At 48.0% G+C, this 24,070-nt stretch carries 25 protein-coding genes; 11 read left to right on the forward strand and 14 right to left on the reverse strand.

Annotated features, from left to right (window positions below; genetic code table 11):
• Nucleotides 1–95 precede the first annotated feature (95 nt).
• From hslV to rraA, 4 genes are all read left to right on the forward strand, one after another.
• The gene (gene hslV / locus L9P36_RS12370) at nt 96–623 is read left to right on the forward strand and encodes an ATP-dependent protease subunit HslV (RefSeq protein WP_237467410.1); all 528 of its coding nucleotides are present in this window, start codon (nt 96–98) and stop codon (nt 621–623) included.
• Nucleotides 624–632: 9 nt separating this feature from the next.
• Nucleotides 633–1,964, forward strand: a complete 1,332-nt coding sequence (gene hslU, locus L9P36_RS12375) for an ATP-dependent protease ATPase subunit HslU (protein ID WP_237467412.1) — start codon at nt 633–635, stop codon at nt 1,962–1,964.
• Between the two features lie 130 nt (nt 1,965–2,094).
• Entirely contained in the window at nt 2,095–3,006 is a 912-nt protein-coding gene (locus L9P36_RS12380; protein WP_237467415.1) for a 1,4-dihydroxy-2-naphthoate polyprenyltransferase, read from the forward strand.
• Between the two features lie 126 nt (nt 3,007–3,132).
• Nucleotides 3,133–3,675 (forward strand): ribonuclease E activity regulator RraA, encoded by a 543-nt coding sequence (rraA, locus tag L9P36_RS12385; RefSeq protein ID WP_237467417.1) that lies wholly within the window; start codon nt 3,133–3,135, stop codon nt 3,673–3,675.
• 66 nt (nt 3,676–3,741) lie between these two features.
• On the opposite strand, the gene zapB is transcribed toward rraA, so the two are convergent.
• Nucleotides 3,742–3,984 (reverse strand): cell division protein ZapB, encoded by a 243-nt coding sequence (gene zapB, locus L9P36_RS12390; RefSeq protein ID WP_237467419.1) that lies wholly within the window; start codon nt 3,982–3,984, stop codon nt 3,742–3,744.
• Between the two features lie 326 nt (nt 3,985–4,310).
• Here zapB and glpX point away from each other — a divergent pair, with 326 nt between their 5' ends.
• The 4 genes from glpX to tpiA all read left to right on the forward strand — a co-directional run bounded on the left by glpX (nt 4,311) and on the right by tpiA (nt 7,494).
• Complete coding sequence (gene glpX / locus L9P36_RS12395) at nt 4,311–5,318, forward strand: class II fructose-bisphosphatase (protein WP_237467429.1); 1,008 nt, start codon at nt 4,311–4,313, stop codon at nt 5,316–5,318.
• A 162-nt stretch (nt 5,319–5,480) separates the two neighbouring features.
• The gene (locus L9P36_RS12400; protein ID WP_237467431.1) at nt 5,481–6,101 is read left to right on the forward strand and encodes a helix-turn-helix transcriptional regulator; all 621 of its coding nucleotides are present in this window, start codon (nt 5,481–5,483) and stop codon (nt 6,099–6,101) included.
• Nucleotides 6,102–6,221: 120 nt separating this feature from the next.
• Nucleotides 6,222–6,548, forward strand: a complete 327-nt coding sequence (locus L9P36_RS12405; protein ID WP_237467434.1) for a DUF3135 domain-containing protein — start codon at nt 6,222–6,224, stop codon at nt 6,546–6,548.
• 175 nt (nt 6,549–6,723) lie between these two features.
• Complete coding sequence (tpiA, locus tag L9P36_RS12410; RefSeq protein WP_237467435.1) at nt 6,724–7,494, forward strand: triose-phosphate isomerase; 771 nt, start codon at nt 6,724–6,726, stop codon at nt 7,492–7,494.
• A 228-nt stretch (nt 7,495–7,722) separates the two neighbouring features.
• On the opposite strand, the gene pfkA is transcribed toward tpiA, so the two are convergent.
• From pfkA to L9P36_RS12425, 3 genes are all read right to left on the reverse strand, one after another.
• Nucleotides 7,723–8,685: a 6-phosphofructokinase gene (pfkA, locus tag L9P36_RS12415; RefSeq protein ID WP_237467437.1), complete on the reverse strand. Its 963-nt coding sequence runs from the start codon at nt 8,683–8,685 to the stop codon at nt 7,723–7,725.
• Nucleotides 8,686–8,816: 131 nt separating this feature from the next.
• Nucleotides 8,817–9,740 (reverse strand): CDF family cation-efflux transporter FieF, encoded by a 924-nt coding sequence (gene fieF / locus L9P36_RS12420; RefSeq protein ID WP_237467439.1) that lies wholly within the window; start codon nt 9,738–9,740, stop codon nt 8,817–8,819.
• Nucleotides 9,741–9,931: 191 nt separating this feature from the next.
• Nucleotides 9,932–10,387, reverse strand: coding sequence for a CpxP family protein (locus L9P36_RS12425; RefSeq protein ID WP_237467441.1), 456 nt, complete (start codon nt 10,385–10,387; stop codon nt 9,932–9,934).
• Nucleotides 10,388–10,534: 147 nt separating this feature from the next.
• On the opposite strand from L9P36_RS12425, the gene L9P36_RS12430 reads away from it, so the two are divergent.
• The 3 genes from L9P36_RS12430 to trmL are packed head-to-tail and all read left to right on the forward strand — an operon-like array spanning nt 10,535 to nt 13,117.
• Nucleotides 10,535–11,233, forward strand: coding sequence for a response regulator (locus tag L9P36_RS12430; protein ID WP_237467443.1), 699 nt, complete (start codon nt 10,535–10,537; stop codon nt 11,231–11,233).
• A gap of 1 nt (nt 11,234) precedes the next feature.
• Nucleotides 11,235–12,620: an envelope stress sensor histidine kinase CpxA gene (cpxA, locus tag L9P36_RS12435; RefSeq protein ID WP_237467445.1), complete on the forward strand. Its 1,386-nt coding sequence runs from the start codon at nt 11,235–11,237 to the stop codon at nt 12,618–12,620.
• A 29-nt stretch (nt 12,621–12,649) separates the two neighbouring features.
• Nucleotides 12,650–13,117, forward strand: a complete 468-nt coding sequence (gene trmL / locus L9P36_RS12440; RefSeq protein ID WP_237467447.1) for a tRNA (uridine(34)/cytosine(34)/5-carboxymethylaminomethyluridine(34)-2'-O)-methyltransferase TrmL — start codon at nt 12,650–12,652, stop codon at nt 13,115–13,117.
• Nucleotides 13,118–13,202: 85 nt separating this feature from the next.
• Here the strand turns inward: trmL and L9P36_RS12445 are convergent, their stop codons facing one another.
• The 10 genes from L9P36_RS12445 to L9P36_RS12490 form a co-directional block, all read right to left on the reverse strand.
• Entirely contained in the window at nt 13,203–14,420 is a 1,218-nt protein-coding gene (locus L9P36_RS12445; RefSeq protein WP_237467450.1) for an acetylornithine/succinyldiaminopimelate transaminase, read from the reverse strand.
• A gap of 121 nt (nt 14,421–14,541) precedes the next feature.
• Nucleotides 14,542–15,120, reverse strand: coding sequence for an anthranilate synthase component II (locus L9P36_RS12450; RefSeq protein ID WP_237467451.1), 579 nt, complete (start codon nt 15,118–15,120; stop codon nt 14,542–14,544).
• A 99-nt stretch (nt 15,121–15,219) separates the two neighbouring features.
• Nucleotides 15,220–16,239 (reverse strand): tryptophan--tRNA ligase, encoded by a 1,020-nt coding sequence (gene trpS, locus L9P36_RS12455; protein ID WP_237467453.1) that lies wholly within the window; start codon nt 16,237–16,239, stop codon nt 15,220–15,222.
• A 55-nt stretch (nt 16,240–16,294) separates the two neighbouring features.
• A complete protein-coding gene (locus L9P36_RS12460; protein WP_237467455.1) occupies nt 16,295–16,984 on the reverse strand; it encodes a phosphoglycolate phosphatase in 690 nt (229 codons plus the stop codon).
• Entirely contained in the window at nt 16,984–17,658 is a 675-nt protein-coding gene (gene rpe, locus L9P36_RS12465) for a ribulose-phosphate 3-epimerase (RefSeq protein WP_237467457.1), read from the reverse strand. The genes L9P36_RS12460 and rpe overlap by 1 nt, the downstream gene beginning before the upstream one ends.
• Nucleotides 17,659–17,728: 70 nt before the next feature.
• Nucleotides 17,729–18,571: a Dam family site-specific DNA-(adenine-N6)-methyltransferase gene (locus L9P36_RS12470; protein ID WP_237467465.1), complete on the reverse strand. Its 843-nt coding sequence runs from the start codon at nt 18,569–18,571 to the stop codon at nt 17,729–17,731.
• A 66-nt stretch (nt 18,572–18,637) separates the two neighbouring features.
• Nucleotides 18,638–20,401: an AAA family ATPase gene (locus tag L9P36_RS12475; protein ID WP_237467466.1), complete on the reverse strand. Its 1,764-nt coding sequence runs from the start codon at nt 20,399–20,401 to the stop codon at nt 18,638–18,640.
• A 6-nt stretch (nt 20,402–20,407) separates the two neighbouring features.
• Nucleotides 20,408–21,499, reverse strand: a complete 1,092-nt coding sequence (aroB, locus tag L9P36_RS12480) for a 3-dehydroquinate synthase (protein WP_237467467.1) — start codon at nt 21,497–21,499, stop codon at nt 20,408–20,410.
• A gap of 30 nt (nt 21,500–21,529) precedes the next feature.
• Nucleotides 21,530–22,048, reverse strand: a complete 519-nt coding sequence (gene aroK / locus L9P36_RS12485) for a shikimate kinase AroK (RefSeq protein WP_237467468.1) — start codon at nt 22,046–22,048, stop codon at nt 21,530–21,532.
• Nucleotides 22,049–22,223: 175 nt separating this feature from the next.
• Complete coding sequence (locus L9P36_RS12490; RefSeq protein WP_237467476.1) at nt 22,224–24,068, reverse strand: type IV pilus secretin PilQ; 1,845 nt, start codon at nt 24,066–24,068, stop codon at nt 22,224–22,226.
• Between the last annotated feature and the right edge of the window lie 2 nt (nt 24,069–24,070).

Raw genomic sequence — 24,070 nt, forward strand, 5'->3', positions numbered from 1 at the left:
ATCACGTATCCCTGTTTTTTCTCCTTGAAAATTTCACCATCCACCCCCACCTTTTCAAAAACAGCGCATGCTGAAACCGAACAAAGAGGTCTACTGTGACTACAATCGTCTCTGTCCGCCGCGACAATAAAGTGGTGATCGCTGGTGATGGCCAAGTATCTATGGGTAATACCGTGATGAAAGGCAACGCCAAAAAAGTACGTCGTCTCTACCACGGCAAAGTTCTGGCTGGTTTTGCTGGCGGCACAGCAGATGCTTTTACTCTATTTGAGCGCTTTGAAAGCAAACTAGAAATGCACCAAGGCCATCTCACCAAGGCGGCGGTTGAACTCGCCAAAGATTGGCGCACCGATCGCAACCTACGTCGCTTAGAAGCCCTACTGGCTGTCGCCGATGAAAGTGCATCTTTGATTATTACGGGTAACGGTGACGTGGTTCAGCCGGAGCACGATCTCATTGCCATTGGCTCTGGCGGCAACTATGCACAAGCCGCAGCACTGGCATTGTTGGAAAACACTGAGCTTGATGCCGAAGTCATCGCGAAAAAAGCACTGACCATCGCGGGTGATATCTGTGTATTCACCAACCAATTCCACACCATCGAAACTCTTGAGATTAAGTAGGACATTGCCATGACTGCGATGACACCGCGCGAAATCGCGCACGAACTCAACCGTCACATTATCGGCCAAGATCAAGCTAAGCGTGCAGTAGCTATTGCCCTGCGTAACCGCTGGCGCCGTATGCAGCTCGCCGAAGAGATGCGCGCTGAAGTGACACCAAAGAACATTTTAATGATTGGCCCAACGGGTGTGGGTAAAACTGAAATTGCCCGTCGTCTTGCCAAACTTGCCAACGCGCCATTTATCAAAGTGGAAGCGACCAAATTTACCGAAGTGGGCTATGTCGGTAAGGAAGTGGAAACCATTATTCGCGATCTCACCGATGCTGCGATGAAACTAGTCCGCCAGCAAGAGATGGACAAAGTTCAAATTCGCGCTGCAGAGCTTGCCGAAGAACGTATTTTGGATGCCCTTTTGCCACCAGCACGTGATGCTTGGGGTCAAAATGAGCAAAGCGATAGCCAAAGCAACACCCGGCAGGTGTTCCGCAAAAAACTACGTGAAGGTCAGCTCAACGACAAAGAGATTGAAATTGAACTTGCCGCGCCGCAAATGGGCGTTGAAATCATGGCACCTCCAGGCATGGAAGACATGACCAACCAGCTACAAAGCATGTTCCAAAATCTATCGGGCAACACCAGCAAAAAGCGCAAGATGAAAGTTAAAGATGCGCTTAAACAAGCCACCGAAGAGGAAGCGGCAAAACTGGTCAATCAAGAAGAGCTCAAAACCAAAGTGATCGACTCTGTTGAGAACAACGGCATTGTGTTTATCGATGAGATTGACAAGATCTGTAAGCGCGGTGAAGTGTCTGGTCCTGATGTGTCACGCGAAGGCGTACAGCGCGATCTACTGCCATTGGTGGAAGGTTGTACTGTATCGACCAAACACGGCATGGTGAAAACTGACCATATCCTATTTATCGCCTCTGGTGCATTCCAAGTGGCGAAACCATCGGACCTGATTCCTGAGCTTCAAGGCCGTCTACCGATTCGCGTTGAGCTGCAAGCACTTAGTGCAGATGATTTCAAACGCATTCTAAAAGAGCCAAACGCCTCTTTGACTGAGCAGTACAAAGCACTGATGGCCACTGAAGGGATGAAGATTGAATTCACTGAAGATGGTATTGAGCAGCTTGCCAACGCCGCATGGCAAGTGAATGAGCGCACTGAAAACATTGGCGCGCGCCGTCTACACACAGTGATGGAACGCTTGATGGATGAGGTGTCTTACGATGCTTCTGAGCGTGAGGGTGAAATCTTAGTGATTGACGCTGCTTACGTGAACAAACAATTGGGTGAGCTGGTACAAGACGAAGATCTCAGCCGCTTTATTCTATAAGCACCCCATTGCAGATAACGGCGACTCAGGTCGCCGTTTTTTATGTTAGTGTTTCGCCCGCGAGACAACGAATTTGCCAGCGCGCGGTAAGCAAGGAATAATAGCCACCTCACTGTTGTCTGGAGCTGTTATGACTCAGCCACGCTCTTCGGCCATTTGGCTTGATGCGATTCGTCCGAAAACACTTCCCCTTGCGCTTGCATCCATTATCACCGGAAGTGCCATTGCTGCTTGGCAGCAAACCTTTAGCTGGACCGTCAGTATCCTGACCCTAGTCACCGCCATGTTGTTACAGATTTTGTCCAATCTTGCCAACGACTACGGCGATGCCATTCAAGGGACGGACAACGCGCAACGTCTTGGCCCTATTCGCGGTATTCAGCAAGGACATATCAGCTTAAAAGCAATGCGCAATGCGCTCATTGTCACCGTATTGCTGACTTGCCTCTCTGGCCTCACCCTAATCTTTCATGCCTGCGCTCACCTAAGCGACATCATGAGCTTTATTGGCCTTGGCGCACTCGCCATTTTTGCCGCCATTACCTATACCGTCGGCAACAAACCCTATGGCTATATGGGTCTGGGTGATATTTCCGTGCTTATTTTCTTTGGTTGGCTTGGCGTGGCTGGCACCTATTATTTGCATGTAGGCACGCTATCGAGCCAAATTTTACTGCCCGCCACCGCCTGTGGTTTATTGGCTGTCGCCGTGCTCAATATCAACAACCTGCGCGATATTGATAACGATCGCGCCTGCGGTAAAAACACCCTTGCGGTACGTTTTGGGCCGCGCTGGGGCCGCATCTATCATCTGGTTTTACTCAGCACCGCAATGCTCTGCTTTATCGCCTTTGCGCTGCTTTCCCATGCGCATTGGACGGGTTACCTATTTTTAGCCGCATTGCCGCTCATTGTTCATCACGGCCTTGCTGTTTGGCGCGCACCTAATGGCCAAGCGCTGCGTCCGATGATGGGCACCATCGTCAAATGCGCCCTGTTAACCAACGCCCTATTCGCGCTGGGGCTAATCATCAAGATCTAAATCAAATGCTAGGCAAAAGAAACCCTAAACTGCCTAGTGGATCATTGTAATCAGCGCTTTGTTGTTTATACTTTCTTCAATATTTGTCGGCAGTTATGCCGCGTTTCGACTAAAGAAGTGAGCCTCATGGAATACAATACATCAGAACTGTGCGATCTATTTATCGACCAAGTGGATGTGGTAGAGCCAATGTTCAGCAGCTATGGTGGCCGCAGCAGCTTTGCGGGCCAAATCACCACAGTGAAATGCTTTGAAGATAGCGGCGTTATTACAGAAACCATCGACCAAGAAGGTAGCGGTCGCGTGCTACTGATCGATGCCGGTGGTTCACTTCGCCGCGCTGTCGTTGATGCGGTGATTGCGCAAACCGCAGCAGATAATGGCTGGGAAGGTATTGTGGTCTACGGCTGTGTGCGCGATGTCGATGAGATTGATAGCCTTGATATCGGCATTCAAGCCATCGCTTCTATTCCAGTTGGCGCAGCGCAAGAGAGCATTGGTGAAGTCGATGTACCCGTCAACTTTGGTGGCGTGACCTTCTTCCCTGAAGATTACCTCTATGCCGATAGCACAGGCGTTATTTTGTCATCTGAACCACTAGAGCTTGATGACGAATACGACGAAGATGAAGAAGAAGTCGAATCAGCAGACTTCGACGAGCAGGCTTAATTCTCCTGCCAACAAACAATAAAAAACGGAGCATCAGGCTCCGTTTTTTTATCGCAAGAAAATGGATTACTCCACTTCTTCCATTTTACCAAGTAGCGCACGAACGCGGTTTTGCCATGCATCGTGATCTTGACGCATACGCTCGTTCTCTTCCGCCATCATCGCTTTGTCTTGCTCAAGCTGAGTCGAGTTTTGAGTCAGTGCTTGGTTCTGTTCTTTAAGCTCTTCAATTTCCATCTGCAGAAGCGAAATGGTATCAACCGCCATCTGAACTTTTTGTTCCAGTTTTTCGAGTACATCGATAGACATTGATTTCACCTTAGTTACGGGCGCAGCGCGCAAAAAATTTGTATCTGTCTCTATTCTAACCAGCTCACGCACGAACAACAGCAAAAGATCAGCATTCCAGCAATCAATTGCGCAGGGAATAAGCAGTCTTCACCGAACCCTGACATTTCAGTGGTTAAAATCACCAGTTCCGATTTCATTATTAGCTGCTCAACCTAGTTGCCAGTCAACAAATAAAATAATGCGATGCGCCATGGCAACCGTTTGCTTAACCATGATAAGATTGCGCCGATTTTTTATCCCCACCCGCAGACAACTGCACAACCTGAGCAAATTCTGGAGTAGAAATGAGAGGCGAACTGGCAATTGAGTTTTCCCGTGTGACTGAAGCTGCCGCCCTAGCAGGCTATAAGTGGCTTGGCCGTGGTGACAAAAACGCAGCGGATGATGCTGCGGTGCGTGCGATGCGCATTATGCTCAATCAGACCGAAATCAGCGGTGAAATCGTCATTGGTGAAGGCGAAATCGATGAAGCGCCGATGCTCTACATTGGTGAGCGTGTGGGGAAAGGCGGTGACTGGGTTGATATCGCTGTTGACCCAATCGAAGGTACACGCATGACGGCCATGGGCCAATCCAACGCACTGGCTGTATTAGCTGTGGGTGAAAAAGACACCTTCTTGCGTGCCCCTGATATGTACATGGAAAAGATCTGTGTTGGCCCTGGCGCCAAAGGCAGCATTGACCTCAACCTATCACTTGCAGATAACCTTACTCATGTCGCCAAAGCACTGGGCAAAACCCTTGAAAACCTCACCGTAATCACTTTGGCAAAACCGCGTCATGACCAAGCCATTGCTGAAATGCAAAAACTGGGTGTGCGTGTTTTTGCAATTCCAGACGGTGACGTTGCGGCATCAATCCTGACCTGTATGCCTGATAGTGAAGTCGATGTACTTTACGGCATTGGCGGCGCGCCAGAAGGCGTGGTATCAGCCGCGGTGATCCGTGCGCTTGATGGCGACATGCAAGGCCGCTTGATTCCACGTCATGAAGTAAAAGGCGATACCCCAGAAAACCGCACCATTGGTGAAGAAGAGATTGCACGCTGCCATAAAGAAGGCATCGAAACCAATGCCGTTCTTCGTCTTGAAGAGATGGCTAAAAATGACAACGTGATCTTCTCAGCAACTGGTATCACCAAAGGTGATTTGCTTGAAGGGATCCACCGTCAAGGCAATGTGGCCACGTCTGAAACCTTGCTGATTCGTGGTAAGTCACGCACCATTCGCCGCATTCGCTCAACTCACTATCTTGATCGTAAAGATGAAGCAGTGAAGAAGATTATTCTTTAATCCTCTATCAATTTTTTCAAAAGCCTGCACCATGCAGGCTTTTTTATTGCATTTTTCTCGTGCCATTTATCGCATGCTAGGTTTCATCAGCGGATTTAGTGAAGCAATTGCTTTCTAAATTCACTTCGCCATAATAAAGAAAAGACCAACCGCGGATACGGCATGAAAACACCTGAGAAAATCCTGCACAGCTTAAAACGAGATGGCGACCAAACCGCACAGCAATTAGGCGAGCGATATGCCATGACTGCCATGGGCGCACGGCAACATCTACAAAAGCTGGTTCATCAAGGATTAGTCGAAGGTTACGATGTCAAAGTAGCGGTAGGTCGACCGCAACGCCGTTGGCGGCTCACGGCTAAAAGTCATGAGCAGTTTGATAATCGCCATGGCGACCTGAGCATTCAACTACTCAGCGCAGTGCAAGAGCATTTTGGCTCTGATGGCCTAGAACGGGTGATCCACAGCCGTGAACAGCAAACCCTTGCCCGCTATCGCCAACTTTTAGATTTGTCACAGCCGCTGCATGATCTACTTATCGCGATCGCTAAAATCCGCAGCGATGAAGGGTATATGGCACATGTTGAGTCGCATCCACAGCAAGGTTATTTGCTGATTGAGCGCCACTGCCCACTGCTTGATGCCGCCCAGCATTGTCAGCAGCTCTGCCGCTCAGAACTCTCTTTGCTTGAACAGCTGCTTAGCCCGCTCTATCAGGTTCATCGCGAAAGCCTCATCAGCCAAGGTCAACGCGTCTGCTGTTACCATATCCACACAAACTAAAAACTCAGCATCAACTGACATATCAACGCGCCTATCTCCGCATTTAACTGTCTCAGCATTTAAGCAGCAAGATCCCCCATCTCATCTAGGATTGAATCAAAGCCTAAATGAGTACAATCGATGACTGCATTGCCCCCTTTTGATCAACTGATGCGTCTTGCCGAGCAGCAGCCAAAAGCGCTCGATGCACTTCGCTACCAGCTTAGCCAAGAACTCATCGCGCAAGCCCCAAAAGAGCGTCAGCCACAGCTTCATGCACATTACAGTCATATCAATCGGCTGATTGGTCTGGGTAAAAATCCACATCATGTCAATGTGCTGCTAAGCCGAGAATTGCACAAGCAAGTGCACCGGTTACAACGCGCACTCAAGGGCGAGTTATCAGGGGCAAACAACGCCAATCATCACCCTGCTGAAGTGATCCCACTGGCTCGCCAATACCGCTAATTCATCCTCGCCTTTTTGCACCATGGGCCAGTTGATTTCATCCAAACGCTTCACAATTATTCATGAAAAGAGATCAACCCATTCATTCATGATTTAAGACAGTTCAATGGCGCGCAAAAACTGTTATATTCTTACCAGTTTAATTAATTAACTTACCAAATGCGGAGATAATACTATGCGCCAACCTGTTGTGATGGGTAACTGGAAGCTAAACGGTAGCAAGGAAATGGTAGCAAGCCTAATCAAAGGTCTTGATGCAGAGCTAAATGGCGTTAGCGGTGTAACCGTTGCGATTGCACCTCCACACCTATACCTAGACCTTGCTGAGCAAGTACTAGACAAAGCAGCAAACAAAATCGTGCTAGGCGCACAAAACGTTGATCTTAAAGACAGCGGCGCGTTCACTGGTGACGTATCTCCAGTAATGCTAAAAGATTTTGGTGCAACTCACATCATCATCGGTCACTCAGAGCGTCGTGAATACCACAACGAATCTGACGAGTACGTTGCTGAGAAATTCGCAGTACTAAAAGCACACGGCCTTGTTCCTGTTCTTTGCATCGGCGAAACCGAAGCACAAAACGAAGCTGGCGAAACTGAAGCAGTTTGTGCACGTCAAATCGACGCGGTTATCAAAACTCAAGGCGTTGAAGCGCTAGACGGCGCGATCATCGCTTACGAACCAATTTGGGCGATCGGTACTGGTAAAGCTGCAACTGCAGAAGATGCACAACGCATCCACGCTTCTATCCGCGCACACATCGCGAAAGAAAGCGCAGACGTTGCAGAGAAAGTAATCATCCAGTACGGCGGTAGCGTGAAGCCTGAGAACGCAGCTTCTTACTTCGCACAGCCAGACATCGATGGCGCGCTAGTTGGCGGTGCATCTCTTGACGCAGTAAGCTTTGCAGCAATCGCGAAAGCAGCAGCAGAAGCAAACGCGTAATTGATTCAGCGTTAAGCAAAGAATCGAAAAAGGTCGACCGAGGTCGGCCTTTTTATTTGCCTAAATATCAATGTTCACCTGTTCCTATTTTTTTCGAAAACATCTATGTGTTCGGCGCCATGCTCCCTACTCGATTTCATTCAAACCTCATGCGCGAGCCAATATCAGGGCAATAAAAAAACCGCGCTTTGAAGCGCGGTTTTCAATGTCATTTCAGCTATCGTGAAATTAGAACAACTCGTCAGCAACCTTGAATAGGTCTGCGCGAGATGGGCGTTCCATTTTCTCGATACACTCGATGATATCGTGGTGAACCAATTGCTCGTTCACGATACCCACACAACGACCACCTTCACCCTCAAGAAGTAGGTGAACCGCATAGTTACCCATGCGAGAAGCCAATACACGGTCAAACGCAGTTGGACGACCACCACGTTGAATGTGGCCCAATACAGTGGCGCGAGTTTCACGCCCGGTTGCCGCTTCGATCTCTTTCGCAAGTTGGTTGGCATCCATCATCAGCTCAGTCAGCGCGATGATTGCGTGCTTTTTACCTTTGGCAATACCGTCTTGTAGTTTGGCGATCAACTGATCTTTATCCAAACCAGTTTCAGGGGTGATGATGTACTCACAGCCACCTGCAATTGCTGACATCAGAGTCAGGTCACCACAGTGACGGCCCATCACTTCAACGATAGAGATACGTTGGTGTGAAGATGAAGTGTCACGTAGACGGTCAATCGCATCAATAACGGTGTTCATTGCTGTCAAGTAACCGATGGTGTAATCCGTACCTGCGATATCATTATCGATGGTGCCTGGAAGACCGATACATGGGTAACCCATTTCAGTCAGTTTCTTGGCGCCCATGTAAGAGCCGTCGCCACCAATCACAACCAAAGCTTCAATGCCGTGCTTCTTCAGGTTCTCGATCGCTTTTTCACGAACTTTTTCGTCGCGGAATTCAGGGAAACGCGCAGAACCAAGGAAGGTACCGCCTTTGTTGATCACATCAGACACGCTTGAACGATCAAGCTGCACAATGCGGTCTTCATAAAGGCCAAGATAGCCGTCATAAATACCAAAAACTTCTAGACCTTCAGATAGTGCTGTACGTACAACACCACGAACGGCTGCGTTCATACCAGGTGCGTCGCCGCCACTAGTCAAAACACCAATCTTCTTAATCATGGTCACCCTCTGCTTGGGAAATTTTAAACATCAACTCAAGGCGCACGAGGAGGCTTCCACTCTGGCTCGGCACGCCGTAATTTTGTTACTTATGTTGTCTATTTACAACAACCAGTGAATGCTTTGTTGACCTACGTCAGCTTGTCATCCGCTGAAAAATCAAACTTTTGCTCTCGCTCGTTATGCAGTACCGACAAGGGGTCAAGATGAATCAATACATCAGCGGCAGGGAATTGCTCTAAGATCGCATCCTCTACCTGATCCGCCACTGTATGTGCATCAATCAGTGACAATTCATCGTCCAATTCAATATGCAATTGAATAAAACGAATCTCACCCGCCTGTCGTGTTCTTAGCTGATGTGCGCCGCAAACTTGAGGCACCGCCAATGCTCGCTGGTATATCAGTTTACATTCATCTTCAGGCAATTGACGGTCGAGCAGGGATTGAACTGCCTGCTGCGCCATTTTACCCGCACTGACTAAGATATACACGCCAATTAGCACGGCAAACACAGGGTCAGCCCACCACCAGCCCCACCAACTGAGCGCTAAAGCCACTAAAATTGCGCCATTCATTAGTAGATCGCTTTGATAGTGTAGTGCGTCAGCCGCAATGGCTTGGCTTTGTGTTTGTCGAACCACATAACGCTGAAAAGAGAGCAAGGCTAAGGTGACAAGGATGGCCACAAAGGAGATTCCAACCCCTAACTCAGGCGATTGAATATCCTGCGGACGGAAAAATCGCTCCACCCCATTGAGCACCAAAAAGCATGCAGAACCGCTGATAAACGCCGCCTGAGCCAAAGCGGCCAAAGATTCCGCTTTACCATGACCAAACCGATGCTCTTCATCGGCTGGTTGTAGCGCATATCGCACCACCAGCATATTGGTGAGCGATGCCAGCAAATCCAATGCGGAATCCACGAGTGACGCCAACATACTGACTGATTCGGTATACCACCAAACCACCAGCTTACTGGTCAACAACAAGCTTGCGACTATCGTTGCCGCTAAAGCTGCCCACTGTACTAACTGTTGATAGCGTGAGGACATTGCTCAATCTCCTCTCTTTTATTCAGTGCGCCAGTATAACGGCTTTCCCTGCGAAATTTGAGTAAATCGGTAAAAATTGCTTCACCTTACAGCCTCGATTGAACAAAATTGTGAACAAAGCACGGATCTTGATTCGCGACAAAAAAAAACCGATGCAAATGCATCGGTTTATGACCAAGTTCCATCAGGACTTAACGATGATGACGCTTACCCTGACAGTTATTCATGCGTTCTTGACGTGCTTCTTGCCACTTTGCTTTTTGCTCTGGGGTAAGAATGCTTAGCATCTCATGTTGACGCTTGGCATGAGCCACACGCTTTTCAACTTGCGCATTGACTTGGCTGGTTGCCAATTCACGTACCGCGTTCTCATCAAAACTATCCGCGAGCACAAGTTGCTGCATTTGCTGATGATGCGCTTGACGTTCAGCTTGATGCGCTTGGTGGTGCGCTTGCATATCCGCTTTATTTTGTTCACGCAGTGTTTTCAGCTGCGCTTGCTGATCAGCAGTCAGATCAAGTTGTTTCCAGACTGCGCGATGACCTTCACCACAAGCGCCTTTACCATGGCGACCATGACCTTCAGCGAACACAGTAAAACTTGCAGCACCCACACATAGGGCCAAAACGAGGTGACTTGCTTTCATTTGAGTTTACTCTTGGATTGTTGAACACCCTTTCAGCATAAGCGCCACAAGGTAAAACAGCGCCAAGAGATGTAAAACAACGTAAAGTTTGTCATGCTTAAGCGCAGAAGTAGCGACAATATAAAGCGCACTCAGGGGGATTGTTCCATGCATCACATCTTATTGGTCGACGACGATCAAGAGCTCACTTCGCTCTTGGCCGATTTATTAGCCTTAGAAAATTTTAGCGTCACCATATGTAACGATGGAGAAGCGGGTTTAGCGCACGCGATAAGCACGCCGCCAGACCTTATTTTACTTGATGTGATGATGCCCAAGCTCAATGGCATCGAAATGCTGCGACGCCTGCGCGAACAAAGTGACACGCCAGTGATCATGCTCACCGCTAAAGGCGAAGAGATTGACCGCGTGCTAGGCCTAGAGCTGGGTGCCGATGATTACCTTCCCAAACCCTTTAGTGATCGCGAATTGCTCGCTCGCATGCGTGCGATTTTACGCCGCAGTCAATCTCAAAACGCTGGCGCGCAGCAATCGGCAAATCCAGGTGACATGATTTGTCATGCTGATTTACAACTCTTTCCACGCCAACAAGAGGCACAGTGCCAACAGCAAACCTTAGATCTCACCAGTACGGAGTTTGCACTACTCGGCTATTTGATTGCCCACGCCGGGCAAGTGGTCAGCAAAGAGGCTTTAAGTTTGGATGTACTGGGTAAGCGACTGGCCCCCTTTGATCGCGCAGTGGATATGCACCTTTCCAATCTACGGAAAAAATTGCCACCAAGGTTCGATAGCAAACCACGAGTGAAAACCCTACGTGGCCGCGGCTATTTGTGGGTCGACTAAAATGCGCTGGCTTTTAAATAGTCTCTACGGCCGTATCTTTGCCCTGTTTTGGCTGACCTTGGCTTTGGTGGTGGCGGCAGTGCTTTGGCTGCCCAAATTAGACCCGCGCCAACAGCACGACATTCCTGAAAAATATCTCCAACGTGTGGCGAATCTAAGCCAAGAGCTCTCGACGCTGATTCAAGATAACAGCCTGAGCCAACGCAATCTGCGTCGAAAATTCCGCAACCTCGAAGACCAGCGCCATGCCCGCTTTTACCTGCTCGATGCTCAAGGTAATTTAAAGTTTAATCGTCATCATCGCCAGCCAAGGCCACTGCGAAACTTCGTCAGTATCTCAGATGACCTGCAAGCGCCTAAGCGTAAACTCTATGGTGATTGGCAGCTATCTGGCCCCTTTCTAGTTCAGGATAAAAACCAGAATTATCATCTATATATTGGTCAACCGAGCCGCAAACCGCCGCCATTTTTCTTACAGATTCTCGACCGACCGCTGCAATTTTTATTGCTGACATTAGCCATTAGTACACCATTTTTGTTGTGGCTCTCTTGGGCGCTCAGCCAACCTGCACGCCGTTTACAGCAAGCCGCAACTCGGGTCGCGCACGGACAATTTACGCCTGACCCGTCTTTAGAGCGCGGCAGTCGTGAATTCGCGCAAACCGGACACAGCTTTAACCAAATGGTGCAATCACTGGCGCAAATGCAGCAAAACCAGCAGCGCTTATTGTCCAACATTTCTCATGAATTGCGCTCCCCCCTAACACGCCTACGAATGGCCAATGCCATTGCCGAGCGCAAGCAGGGTGAAAGTAAGGAATCCACCCGAATAGCCCTTGAGGCAGATCGCCTTGAGGCGATGATTGCTGCATTGCTGACCCTTTCTCGCGAGCAGCTCGATGATCTGCACAATCGACAATCCCTCGTCATTGACCAGCTTTGGCTGCCCATTTTGCAAGATGCGCAATTTGAGGCTGAGCAGCGCGGTAAAACCCTGCGCTATGCTGAATTACCGCAGCAATACTTGCTGGGCCATGCGAATCAACTGATGAGCGCACTTGAAAACGTGATTCGCAATGCCATTAAGTACGCCGAGACATCCATTGATATCACCATGGCCTGCGATGAAAAACAGCTGACCATCACCGTCAGTGACGATGGTCCTGGCGTTCCCAACGAGCAGCTTCAAGATATTTTCCGCCCTTTTTATCGCGTTTCCGATGCGCGTGACCGTGATTCAGGTGGCACTGGTTTAGGTCTAGCGATTAGCGCGCAAGCGGTGCATCAGCACAATGGTCAAATTGAGGCGATGGAAAATGCGCAAGGTGGACTCAGCGTACGTATCACCCTGCCATTTGCAGCTTGCTCTCCTGACATCAAGCAGTGACAATAACGCAGCTTTGAAAGGAGAATGCTGTGTTTGAAATTGCCCTTTATGAACCCGAAATTGCGCCCAATACCGGGAATATCATTCGTCTATGTGCTAACTGCGGCGCAAAGCTGCATTTGATTGAACCGCTTGGTTTTGATCTAGAAGAGAAAAAAGTACGCCGCGCCGGCTTGGATTATCATGATCTCGCCTTGGTCACGCGTCATGCCAACTTTGAGGCATTTTTACAAGCCACCCAAGGTCAACGTCTCTTTGCCTGCACCACCAAGACCACGGGTTATCATGTAGAAGCGCAATTTCAAGCTGGTGACATTTTATTGTTCGGCCCTGAAACACGCGGCCTACCTGCCGATTTAATTGCCAGCCTGCCGATGGAGCAGCGCGTTAAAATTCCTATGGTGCCCAATAGCCGCAGTCTCAACCTCTCCAATGCGGTGGCCATCATCGCCTATGAAGCTTGGCGTCAACTGGGCTTTGGCGGCAGCATTCGCTAGCCACGCTATCGCATCGCAACTCATCAAGAACAAAAAAGGCGCTCGAAGCGCCTTTTTGATTGTTTTGCTTGTCTCAAACTAATGACTAAGCGATCGCTTTTTCTTGCAGCTCCGTAATGGCTCGCGCTAGCTTGCCAATGGCTTGCTCAATTTCAGCAGGGGTAATAATCAGTGGCGGCGTAAAACGCAGTACATTTTTGCCCGCAACCAGCATCAGCAACCCTTGCTGCGCAGCGGCGGCCATAATTTCACCGGCGCGCCCTTGCCACTGTTGGTTGAGCTCAGCACCCACTAACAAACCTTGCCCACGCACCGTTTGAAATAGATGGTATTGCTCATTGAGCTGATTGAGCGCTTGTACCAATGCGGCGCCCGATAGCTGCACCTTAGCAAGAAAACTTGGCTCACTGACCACATCGACCACCGCATTTGCCACCGCACAGGCCAATGGATTCCCGCCATAGGTCGAACCATGAGTACCTGGCGTAAAGTGCTTCGCACAGCTTTCTGTGGTGAGCATCGCGGCAATAGGAAAACCGCCGCCCAAGGATTTCGCGCTGGTCAAAATATCAGGGATCACGCCAGTGGCTTGATAGGCATAAAAATGCCCCGTACGCCCAACACCCGTTTGCACTTCATCAACAATTAGCAGTGCGTTGTGGCGATCGCATAGCTCACGTAATCCTTTCAGGAAGTTCAGATCCACAGGGATCACACCGCCTTCCCCTTGAATCAGCTCAACCACCACGGCGCAGGTGCGTGATGACATCGCCGCACTGACTGCCGCTAAATCGTTATAGGGAAGATGACGGATCTCTTGCGGTTTTGGTCCAAAACCATCGGAGTAACAGGCTTGACCGCCTACCGACACAGTAAAAAAGGTACGGCCATGAAAGCCTTGTTTAAACGCGATAATCTCGCTTTTCTCAGGACCATAAAGATTAACCGCAGCGCGACGTGCGAGCTTAAATGCGGCCTCATTGGCCTCAGCGCCTGAGTTACAAAAAAATACGCGATCAGCAAAACTATGGGCTTTGAGTTTGCCAGCCAGTGCCAACGCTGGCTCATTGGTCATAATATTGCTGACATGCCACAAACGTTGACTCTGCTGAGCAATAGCATCCACCAGCACTGGATGACAGTGACCCAAACAGTTCACCGCAATGCCACCGGCCAAATCCAGATATGCGTGACCCGCCTGATCCCATAAGGTACACCCTTCGCCGCGCACAGGCACCATGGCCATTGGCGCATAACAAGGAACCATATCCTGATCAAAGTGCTCACGTGTCACTTGGCTCATACCACACCATCCTTAGTGAATATTTATTCTTAAATAATGAAATTAAATTTATTATGACGAGGCAATCCTTCACCCGTCAAGCGCTGCTTAAATAATTCGCCGATTATTTTTCCAGCATTAGTTATCGCGCTAAAAAGTTCTGCAGCAATTGGTGTCCGCCTTGGGACAAAATACTTTCTGGATGAAACTGCACGCCAATTAATGGCAATTGTCGATGTGCAATACCCATGATTGCCTCAAATTCCCCCTCAGGCGTTTCACTCCATGCGGTCATTTCAAAACAATCTGGCAAACTTTCAGGCGCGACCACCAGTGAGTGATAGCGGGTGACGGTCAGTGGATTCGGTAAATTTTCAAAGCCGCCACAGCCTAGATGACGAATCGCCGAAGTTTTACCATGCATCACCTGTGGTGCTCGCACCACTTGCGCGCCAAAACTTTGCGCCATGGCTTGATGACCTAAACAAACACCCAAAATGGGCAATTGATTGGCAAAGTGATGAATGGCTGCCAGTGATATCCCAGCTTCATTCGGGGTACAAGGGCCAGGGGAGATCACTAAATGACTGGGCTTTTTCGCAGCAATGCCGGCAATATCAATGGCGTCGTTACGCACCACTTCCACTTGGCAGTCCAGTTCGCAAAAGTACTGATAAAGGTTGTAGGTGAAAGAATCGTAGTTATCAATCAGCAAAATCATAGCCAGTGCCTATCGCTCAAAACCGCAGCAGAATATCACAATCACCCATAAAAAAACGGCCCAAGTCAGGCCGTTTTATTCGCTAATATTGAATCCGACTTAGCGAGGGCGAGCCACAAAACCAACCGCTTGATACACTTTTTCAAGTGTCAGCTGCGCTCGTACTGAGGCTTTTTCTGCGCCCTGCTTCATCACTTGATCAAGGTAAGCACGATCTGCGCGAATACGTTGGTATTCTGCTTGAATTGGTTCAAGCATCGACACCAAAGCTTCACCGACATCTTTCTTAAATGGACCGTACATCTCAACGCTTTGGTATTTGGCTTCAATTTCAGCAAAGCTCATACCAGTTGCGGCAGAATAGAGTCCCATCAAGTTAGAAATACCGGCTTTATTTTCCACATCGTGGGCAATACGTGGCGGCGTCTCAGTGTCAGTTTGCGCTTTATTGATCTTTTTAAGGATCGATTTTGGCTCTTCCAACAAGGTGATCACGTTCTTACGGTTATCGTCAGACTTAGACATCTTCTTGGTCGCATCCTGAAGACTCATCACACGTGCATTGACGGTTGGAATATAAGGCTCAGGAATCGTGAAAATTGGATTTTCAGGCGAATAGATATTGTTAAAGCGGGTCGCGATATCGCGCGCCAACTCTAGGTGCTGTTTCTGGTCATTACCTACAGGCACTTGGTGCGCACCATAAATCAAAATATCTGCCGCCATCAGCACAGGATAGCCGAACAGGCCTGCATTGACGTCATTGGCGTAACGAGCAGATTTGTCTTTAAACTGAGTCATACGACTGAGCTCACCCATTTGGGTATAGCAGTTGAGCACCCAACCCAATTGCGCATGCTCAGGCACATGAGACTGAACAAATAGCGTGCTTTTTTGCGGATCGACACCCACTGCAAGACAGATAGACAATGCATCCAGTGTGGCTTCATACAATGCTTTCGGATCTTGACGAACCGTAATGGCATGCAGATCAACGACGCAATATTGGCAGTCATAATCATTCTGCATCTGTTCCCACTGACGAAGAGCACCCAGGTAGTTCCCGATACTCAATTCACCCGAAGGTTGAACACCACTCAATACAATGGGTTTGCTCATGCTCTCTCTATCCTTTTTTCTAGAATACGTACTACTTAACAAGTATGCCGATACTCTACTCTGATTCGGTAACCTTGAAAATATCCAACAGTGCGGAAAAATCGTCAAAAACCCAATTTGGCTGGCTATCTGCGATATTTACCCCATGATTGTAACCATAGGTTAAACCAACACTGGCGCAGCCTGCAGCTTGCGCGGCCAAAATATCATTTTTTGAGTCGCCCACCATCAGCATTTGCTCTGGCTTTAATTGGTAATGATTTAACAGCCAATTTAGCGGTGCAGGATCGGGTTTGCGCTGAGGCAGAAAATCGCCCCCCAGCACTTGCTCAAATAGATGTGAAATTTTTGCCTTGGCAAGCACTTCAGGCACAAAGTGTGACGGTTTATTGGTCACCACTGCCAATTTAAAGCCAAGAGTTTTCAGCAAAGTCAGGGTTTCTACCACGCCGGCAAAACAAGCGGTCAGGCTGTGATTGCTTTTGCCATAGGCAGCATCAAAATCAGCACGTACTTTAGCTTGCAGCGCAGGATCAATATTCGGATCAACCGTCATCGATTGACTCAATCCACGCGCAACCAAAACATCGGCACCATTTCCCACCCAGTGACTGGCTTGCTCATAACTCGCCCCAGGAAGTTGGTTATCCAACAGTGCTTGATTCAGCGCAGCAGCAAGATCAGGCAAACTATCAACCAGGGTGCCATCTAAATCAAAGGCAATCAGACGAATATCTTGCAACATTAGTTCGCCACCTTGGCAAGCTCAGCGCGCATCTCATCAATCACATCTTTATAGTTTGGTTGGCTGAAAATAGCAGAGCCCGCCACAAACATATCCGCGCCGGCTGCGGCGATTTCGGCGATATTATCCACCTTCACACCACCATCAATTTCAAGACGAATATCACGGCCAGAGGCATCGATCATTTTGCGCACCGCACGCAGTTTATCCAGCGTGTTGGCAATAAATGACTGACCACCAAAACCTGGGTTCACCGACATCAGTAAAATCATATCGACTTTGTCCATGATGTATTCCAAGTGACTCAGCGGCGTTGCTGGGTTAAGCACCACACCAGCTTGGCAGCCATGCTCTTTAATTAATTGCAGCGTGCGATCCACATGCTCAGAGGCTTCGATATGGAAGGTAATCATGCTGGCGCCCGCTTTGGCAAAATCGGGAATGATGCGATCGACAGGTTTCACCATGAGATGCACATCAATCGGCGCGGTAATGCCGTAGTCACGCAGCGCTTTACACACAGGCGCACCAAAGGTGAGGTTTGGCACATAGTGATTATCCATGACATCGAAGTGAACCACATCGGCACCAGCGTCGAGCACAGCTTGAACATCTTCGCCCAGACGGGCGAAGTCTGCAGAAAGAATTGAAGGGGCAATTAGAAAAGGTTTCATCGGGCAGTCTCAGCTCACAAAATTGGCGCAATTGTACCCGAATTTATCACTAAAAGGCTAACGAGCTCATTTATGGTTGTGATTTCGCAACAGATTCTTGCGTAAATAGTGCCAACAACTCATCGACCTTATTACGACCAGCACCATTACGACTGATGGTTCGTTTAACCTGCACCACAGACCATGTCGCGCCATGATATAAGCGACGTGTATGCGTGGTATCGTGGTTTGAAATGAGCACCGGAATCGCCCGCTCGCGAGCAATCGCCTCCGCTTCATTGGCTAGCGCAGCTTGATCGTCGAGGGTAAAACCACCACCGCTATAGCTGGTAAAATTCGCTGTTGTCGATAACGGCGCATAAGGTGGATCGCAGTAGATCACTGAATCATCGGGTGCTTTAGCAAAGCTCTCGACATAACCTTGGCAGAAAAATTCCGCTTTTTGTGCCTTTTCAGCAAATAGATAGAGCTCTTTTTCCGGAAAATAAGGCTTCTTATAGGAACCAAAGGGCACGTTAAATCCGCCCTTTTTGTTGTAACGGCACAAACCGTTAAAACCATGGCGGTTCATATAAAGAAACATCACAGCGCGATCGAATTTATTGCTGGTCGCATTAAACTCTTTGCGAATCCCTAGATAGGTTTCTTTATCATTGTATTTTGCGGTAAATAGCTTACGTACCTCAGCGATATAGCGCTCAGGATTGGCTTTTAGCAGCTGATACAAATGAATCAGATCTGGATTGATATCCGATAGCAAATAGCGGTCAAAATCGCTATTGAGAAAAACCGAGCCAGCACCGACAAAAGGCTCAACCAGCGTGCTTGCTTGCGGCAAATGGCGGTGGATATCCTCCACAAGACCATATTTACCGCCGGCCCACTTCAGAAAGGCACGATGTTTCTTCGTCATCTTGTTTTTACCGCTGGCTGTTTAAAAGGGCGGGGATTGTACCGCATTTTTTTCGCTATCTCAGGGTTAATTGCCAGAATTAATTTCCGCATGAATCTGACGATAGGATTTTACCCATGGTTCCAATGATTTAAGATCATCAGGTAAAGCCATCTCCGCACGTCTCGCCGCGCTGACCGATGCAAAATCACCATAAACCAATAAGTACCAAGGTTGGTCACCACGCATCGAGCGATAGCCAATTAAATCCAAATCTGTCAGTTGCGGATGTTTGGCAAGAAATGCATTCATTTCCGCTTCTGTTTTAATCGCGGCAAATTGCAATGCATAGTGTTGCGCTGGACGCGCAAGTAACTTGGATGCATTCAGTAATGGATGGGGCTTCGCCGACTCAGTTGCTGCTACGACAGTTTCAGTTTGGGCATTTGCTTTAGGCTGCGCTTGTGTTTCTGTTTCTACTTTAGCTTCAGTTTGCGGTTTCACTTCAGCCTGCACTGCTGACTTCACAACTGGCTTAGCTGAGGCACCTTCAACCGCCGCTTGTGGCATCTGCTCAGGTGTTGCGTCGGTTGCTTGTGCGATAACTTTGGCAACCTCTGTAACCTCTTCAGATACGGCTTTCGCTGCCGTATCAACAGCAGGTTTCTCCTTGGCCTCATGTTTCTCTGTCTGCTGAGGCTGCGTTTGTGCAACGTCAGACACAGCGGCTTTATCCTGTGTTTTTAATGCAACATCATCACTTTTTAAATCAGAATTAACCTTGGCTGCAACGTTGTTAATTTGTGTCGCAACCTCTTTGATTTCATCTGCGTTTTGAGCGCCAATGACTTGGCCTGCCACAAGATTATCAACCACTTCAGATGGCACCACGACGCGTTGAGAGGGTTCATCTTTACGCCCAACAGTCAGGCCATCTTGACGAATCTCATCCGCTTTAAAATTATCTTCTGCTGGCGGGCTGTTCGGTTGTTTTTCTTGCGCTTTTTCTGGCCGCGCCGGGATTTCAGCGGCGCTTTCAACCACAGTCTTAACATCAACCGGAGCTGGTTTTGCATCATCGCTACTAGGAATAAACCACCAAACAGCGCCTGCGCTCACTAGGGTCAGCAGCAAAATAAGTAAACTCAGCGGTGAAAACGCTCTTTTTTTCTCTTCCACTTCAGCTGGCGTTTTTTGCGCCATTAAAGCCAATAACGCGCCCGGCCAAGGTGCAATTTGTTTGATACTTTGCTGCATCTGTCGACGAGCATTGGCATTCATCGCATAGCGCGCTTTCAGCATGTCGCTAAAGAGCTCTACTTCAGTGTCATTTAAGGGGGAAATATCAATATCCACCGGTGAGACACCTTGACCATGACTGAGCTGGCGCAATGCATTATTCAAAGATTTAGGTTGGCTAAAGAGCAACACATTAATTTGCCAAGCTTCTTGCTGCTGCGCGCGCATCACCACAGCCCAAAGCTCAGCGAGAATTTCAGCTGAAAGAAGATCCGCATCATCGACTAGCAGCACCAATCGACAGGGACGCTCGCCTTGCATACGCTCAAAGCTGTCGATAAGTGGATCATCTTCATTAAAGAGCGGCTCAGAAAAGAGTTGTTTGAGGAGCATCACCCGTTGCTGCGCCGCTGATTGATTGGCATAACAAGCCAACAAGGCTTGATTGGCATCATCACACCACTGTGCTAAAAACTGTTCGGCCAGCCATGTTTTCCCTGCGCCTTGAGGCCCAGTCACATGAATAAAGTTCGAGCCAAAACGAGTCAAAAACTGCAATCTTGAAAGCAGTTGTGTTTGACTATCTAACTCTAAAGCCAATGGGTGTGACATAGTGTTCTACTCTGTTCGGCAGCGCTCAATCACCTGCGCCAAAATCGTTTGATCAACATCTGAGATAACCTCGGCCGCGCCTGTACCTCGCGGTAACACGAAGCGAAGCTTACCTGAGAGCACTTTTTTATCACGCATCATATGGGTAATAAAGTGCTCAAAAGTCATCTCTGCTGGAATTGTTATGGGTAGTTTCGCTAAACGCACCAGTGCAATCGTGCGTGCCACGTCCTGCTCATCAACCATATTCAGCAATTTAGCCGTGCGTGCGGCTAGCACCATACCAGCAGCCACCGCTTCGCCATGTAGCCATACGCCATAGCCCATTTGTGCCTCAATGGCATGACCAAAGGTATGACCTAAATTCAGCAAAGCGCGGCAGCCAGATTCACGTTCATCTTTGGCGACAACATTCGCTTTAATTTGACAGCAACGTTGAATCACCTGACGAACCACAGATTCATCCAATGCACATAGCGCGGGCATATTGACCTCAAGCCAAGCAAAAAATTCAGCATCATCAATAATGCCGTACTTAATGACCTCCGCAATACCCGCTGATAACTCGCGCGCAGGTAAGGTATGCAAGGTTTGGGTATCAATCACCACCAATTTAGGCTGGTAAAAGGCACCGATCATATTTTTGCCAAGCGGATGATTCACCGCAGTCTTACCGCCAACTGAGGAGTCGACCTGTGATAAAAGCGTGGTGGGCACCTGAATAAAATCAACACCGCGGTGATAGCTAGCAGCAGCAAAGCCCACTAAATCACCAATCACCCCGCCACCTAAGGCAACAATTTTCACATCACGGCTATAACTGCGCTCAAGCAAAAAAGTCATGATTCGCTCAAACTGCGCCAGCGATTTATTCTGCTCACCATCAGGGAGCACCAATAACTCGACATGCGGCGTGATCTCTTTGAGGGTATGAGTAAGGGCTTGTTGATAAAGCGGTGCGACCACATCATTACTAATGATCACCACTTTTTGATGGGGTTTAATTTGTTCAGAAAAGAGCGCCGAGTTGCTCAACAACTCGGCGCCAATGCATATGGAGTAACTGCGTTCTGCTAACTCAACCTGAATCCTTTCCACGATTGAACTCCTTGTAAAATAAGCTGAAGATTAACGCTCTTCCAATAGACTAATGATTTGATTCGCGACTACTTTAGCGCTTTGATCATCAGTACGTACAACGTAGTCTGCAATCTCTTCATAAAGTGGGTTACGCTCTTCTGCGAGCTCTTCGAGCACTTCACGTGGGGTATCCGTCTGAAGCAATGGGCGTTTTTTATCTCGCTGAGTGCGAGCCAACTGCTTTTCGATTGTGGTTTCTAGGTAGATCACAATGCCACGTGCCGATAGACGGTTACGGTTTTCTTTACTCTTCACTGAGCCACCGCCAGTGGCCAGTACGATGCCTTGTTCCAAAGTTAGATCATTGATCACTTTTTCTTCACGGACACGAAAACCAGCCTCGCCTTCTACATCAAAGACCCAGCTAATATCAGCACCAGTACGCTCTTCAATAACGGTATCGGAGTCGAAAAACTCCATGTGAAGTTGTTGTGCTAGCTGACGACCAATTGTGCTTTTACCAGCACCCATTGGACCAACTAGAAAGATATTTCGTTTCTCAGCCATCTTCAGCCATATTTACGCAATAACGATAAACCTTGCCATGGGCTGCAAAAATGTCACTTTGCCCTGGCGCCTTTTTCCTCACACTGTCGTGATAAGACGCGAAATTATCTCAGCTGTTGCCATGACATTCAATAGCCAAAAAAAAAGCGCTCTTTCGAGCGCTTTTTTCAAACACTTATTGCGTCACAATCTTCGGTGTAATGAAGATCAACAACTCACTCTTAGTTACCATCTCAGAGGTGTAACGGAATGCCGCACCAATGATTGGAATGTCGCCAAAGAATGGTACTTTCTCTGCTGTATTCTCAGTGGTCATCTTATAAATCCCACCTAGAACAATGGTTTCGCCATTATTCACTAGCACCTGCGTTTTCAAGCGCTGAGTGCGAATTGATGGCGCTGAAACCTCTTTAGTCACCACTTCACCCACTTCATCTTGGGTGATTTCAAGATCAAGTACTAAACGATCATCTTCAGTGATCTGAGGTGTAACACCGAGACTTAACACAGCCTTTTTGAAAGCAATCGTTGCAGCACCACTGGATGAGCTTTCCAAATATGGCACCTCAGTACCCTGCTCAATATAAGCCGTGCTTTTGTTTGTGGTCATCAAACGAGGACTTGCAATAATTTCTGCTCGGTTTTCTGATTGTAGCGCCGATAGCTCTAAATCGAGCAAAATATCATCGCCTAAACCTGCAAATTGAAAGGCGAATTGCGCCGCACGATCTGCTGTAGCCCCCATATTCACATTTAAGGTATCTTTGATATCGATATCGTTCTTCATCCCTAAATTTAGTGGATGATTACTATAATTCATCTCACTTAGGTGCTCGATTGACCCCCCAGTATGCATATCACTACCAACTGTTGTAGATCCCCATCGAACACCAATTTCCATCGCATCGGTTTCATTCATAGTAACGATACGAGCCTCAATCAGAACCTGTTTTACAGGAATATCCAAAAGTTCTACAACTTGACGGATCGAAGCCATATTCGACTTAATTTCTTTGATAATCAGAGAATTTGTTCGCAAATCAACCGATACACTCCCTCGTTCGGTCAAAAAAGCCACCTGCCCCTCCTCTTCGGGAGCTAGCATTCCGGCTACCTCCTCTGCTTTGGCAAAATCAAGACGAATAATTGCTGAATCTAAAGGTGCCAGTTCCTCTTTTTTACGGTCAGCAGCCAAAGCATCTTGATCTTGCGCATCAAATTCAGATTCAGGTGCAATCAACATAATATTGCCTTTAATGCGACGTTCTAGGCCTCGTAACTGCAAAATAACATCCAACGCCTCTTGCCAAGGCACTGAATTTAACTGAAGAGTGACACTACCCTGAACAGAATCAGCAACAACCAAATTAAAATTGTTATAATCGGCAATCAACTGAAGCACACTACGCACTGGAATATTTTGAAAATTTAAAGTGATCGGCTTATTGTTTTTAATACCTGCACGATTATTTTTAGCTAACTGCCGAACCTGCATCGCTTTGCGTTCGACCGTTACTGACAAACGTTCGCCCTCTTGCTTATATGAGTAACTAAATTCACCTTTATTAATTAACTCAATACGAACGCCTTCACTTGAACGAAAGGTCTCAATAGCAGTAACTGGCGTTTGATGCTCACTCACATCCATCACGTAAATCAATTTTTCACTGATTTTACCTCCTGGAATGTTAACAATAATTGTACCTTGTTTACGCGTGAACTTTGCAACCGCCTTATTTGTACTCATATCAATATGCAACACACCAACATCGGGCTTTATCTGTTCAAAATTTAAACCCAGAACAGTAGGCTTTCCATTGATTTCATGTTCAGAGCCACTTAATTCTTCATTTTCGGCTGGTGTTGCCACAGGCGCTTCCGCATTCAATGCTGCTGCAAGCGCTGCTGCTTGCGCTTCCGCATCACCTTGCCCTGCATAAATCGGTGCAGACACCACCATCAGCATCAAGCTGAAGGATAGTGAAAGTTTCTGAATATTTTTAAACACAATACGTCCCATCC

The organism is Vibrio stylophorae, assembly GCF_921293875.1.
In the GTDB taxonomy this organism is placed as follows: Bacteria; Pseudomonadota; Gammaproteobacteria; order Enterobacterales; family Vibrionaceae; genus Vibrio_A; species Vibrio_A stylophorae.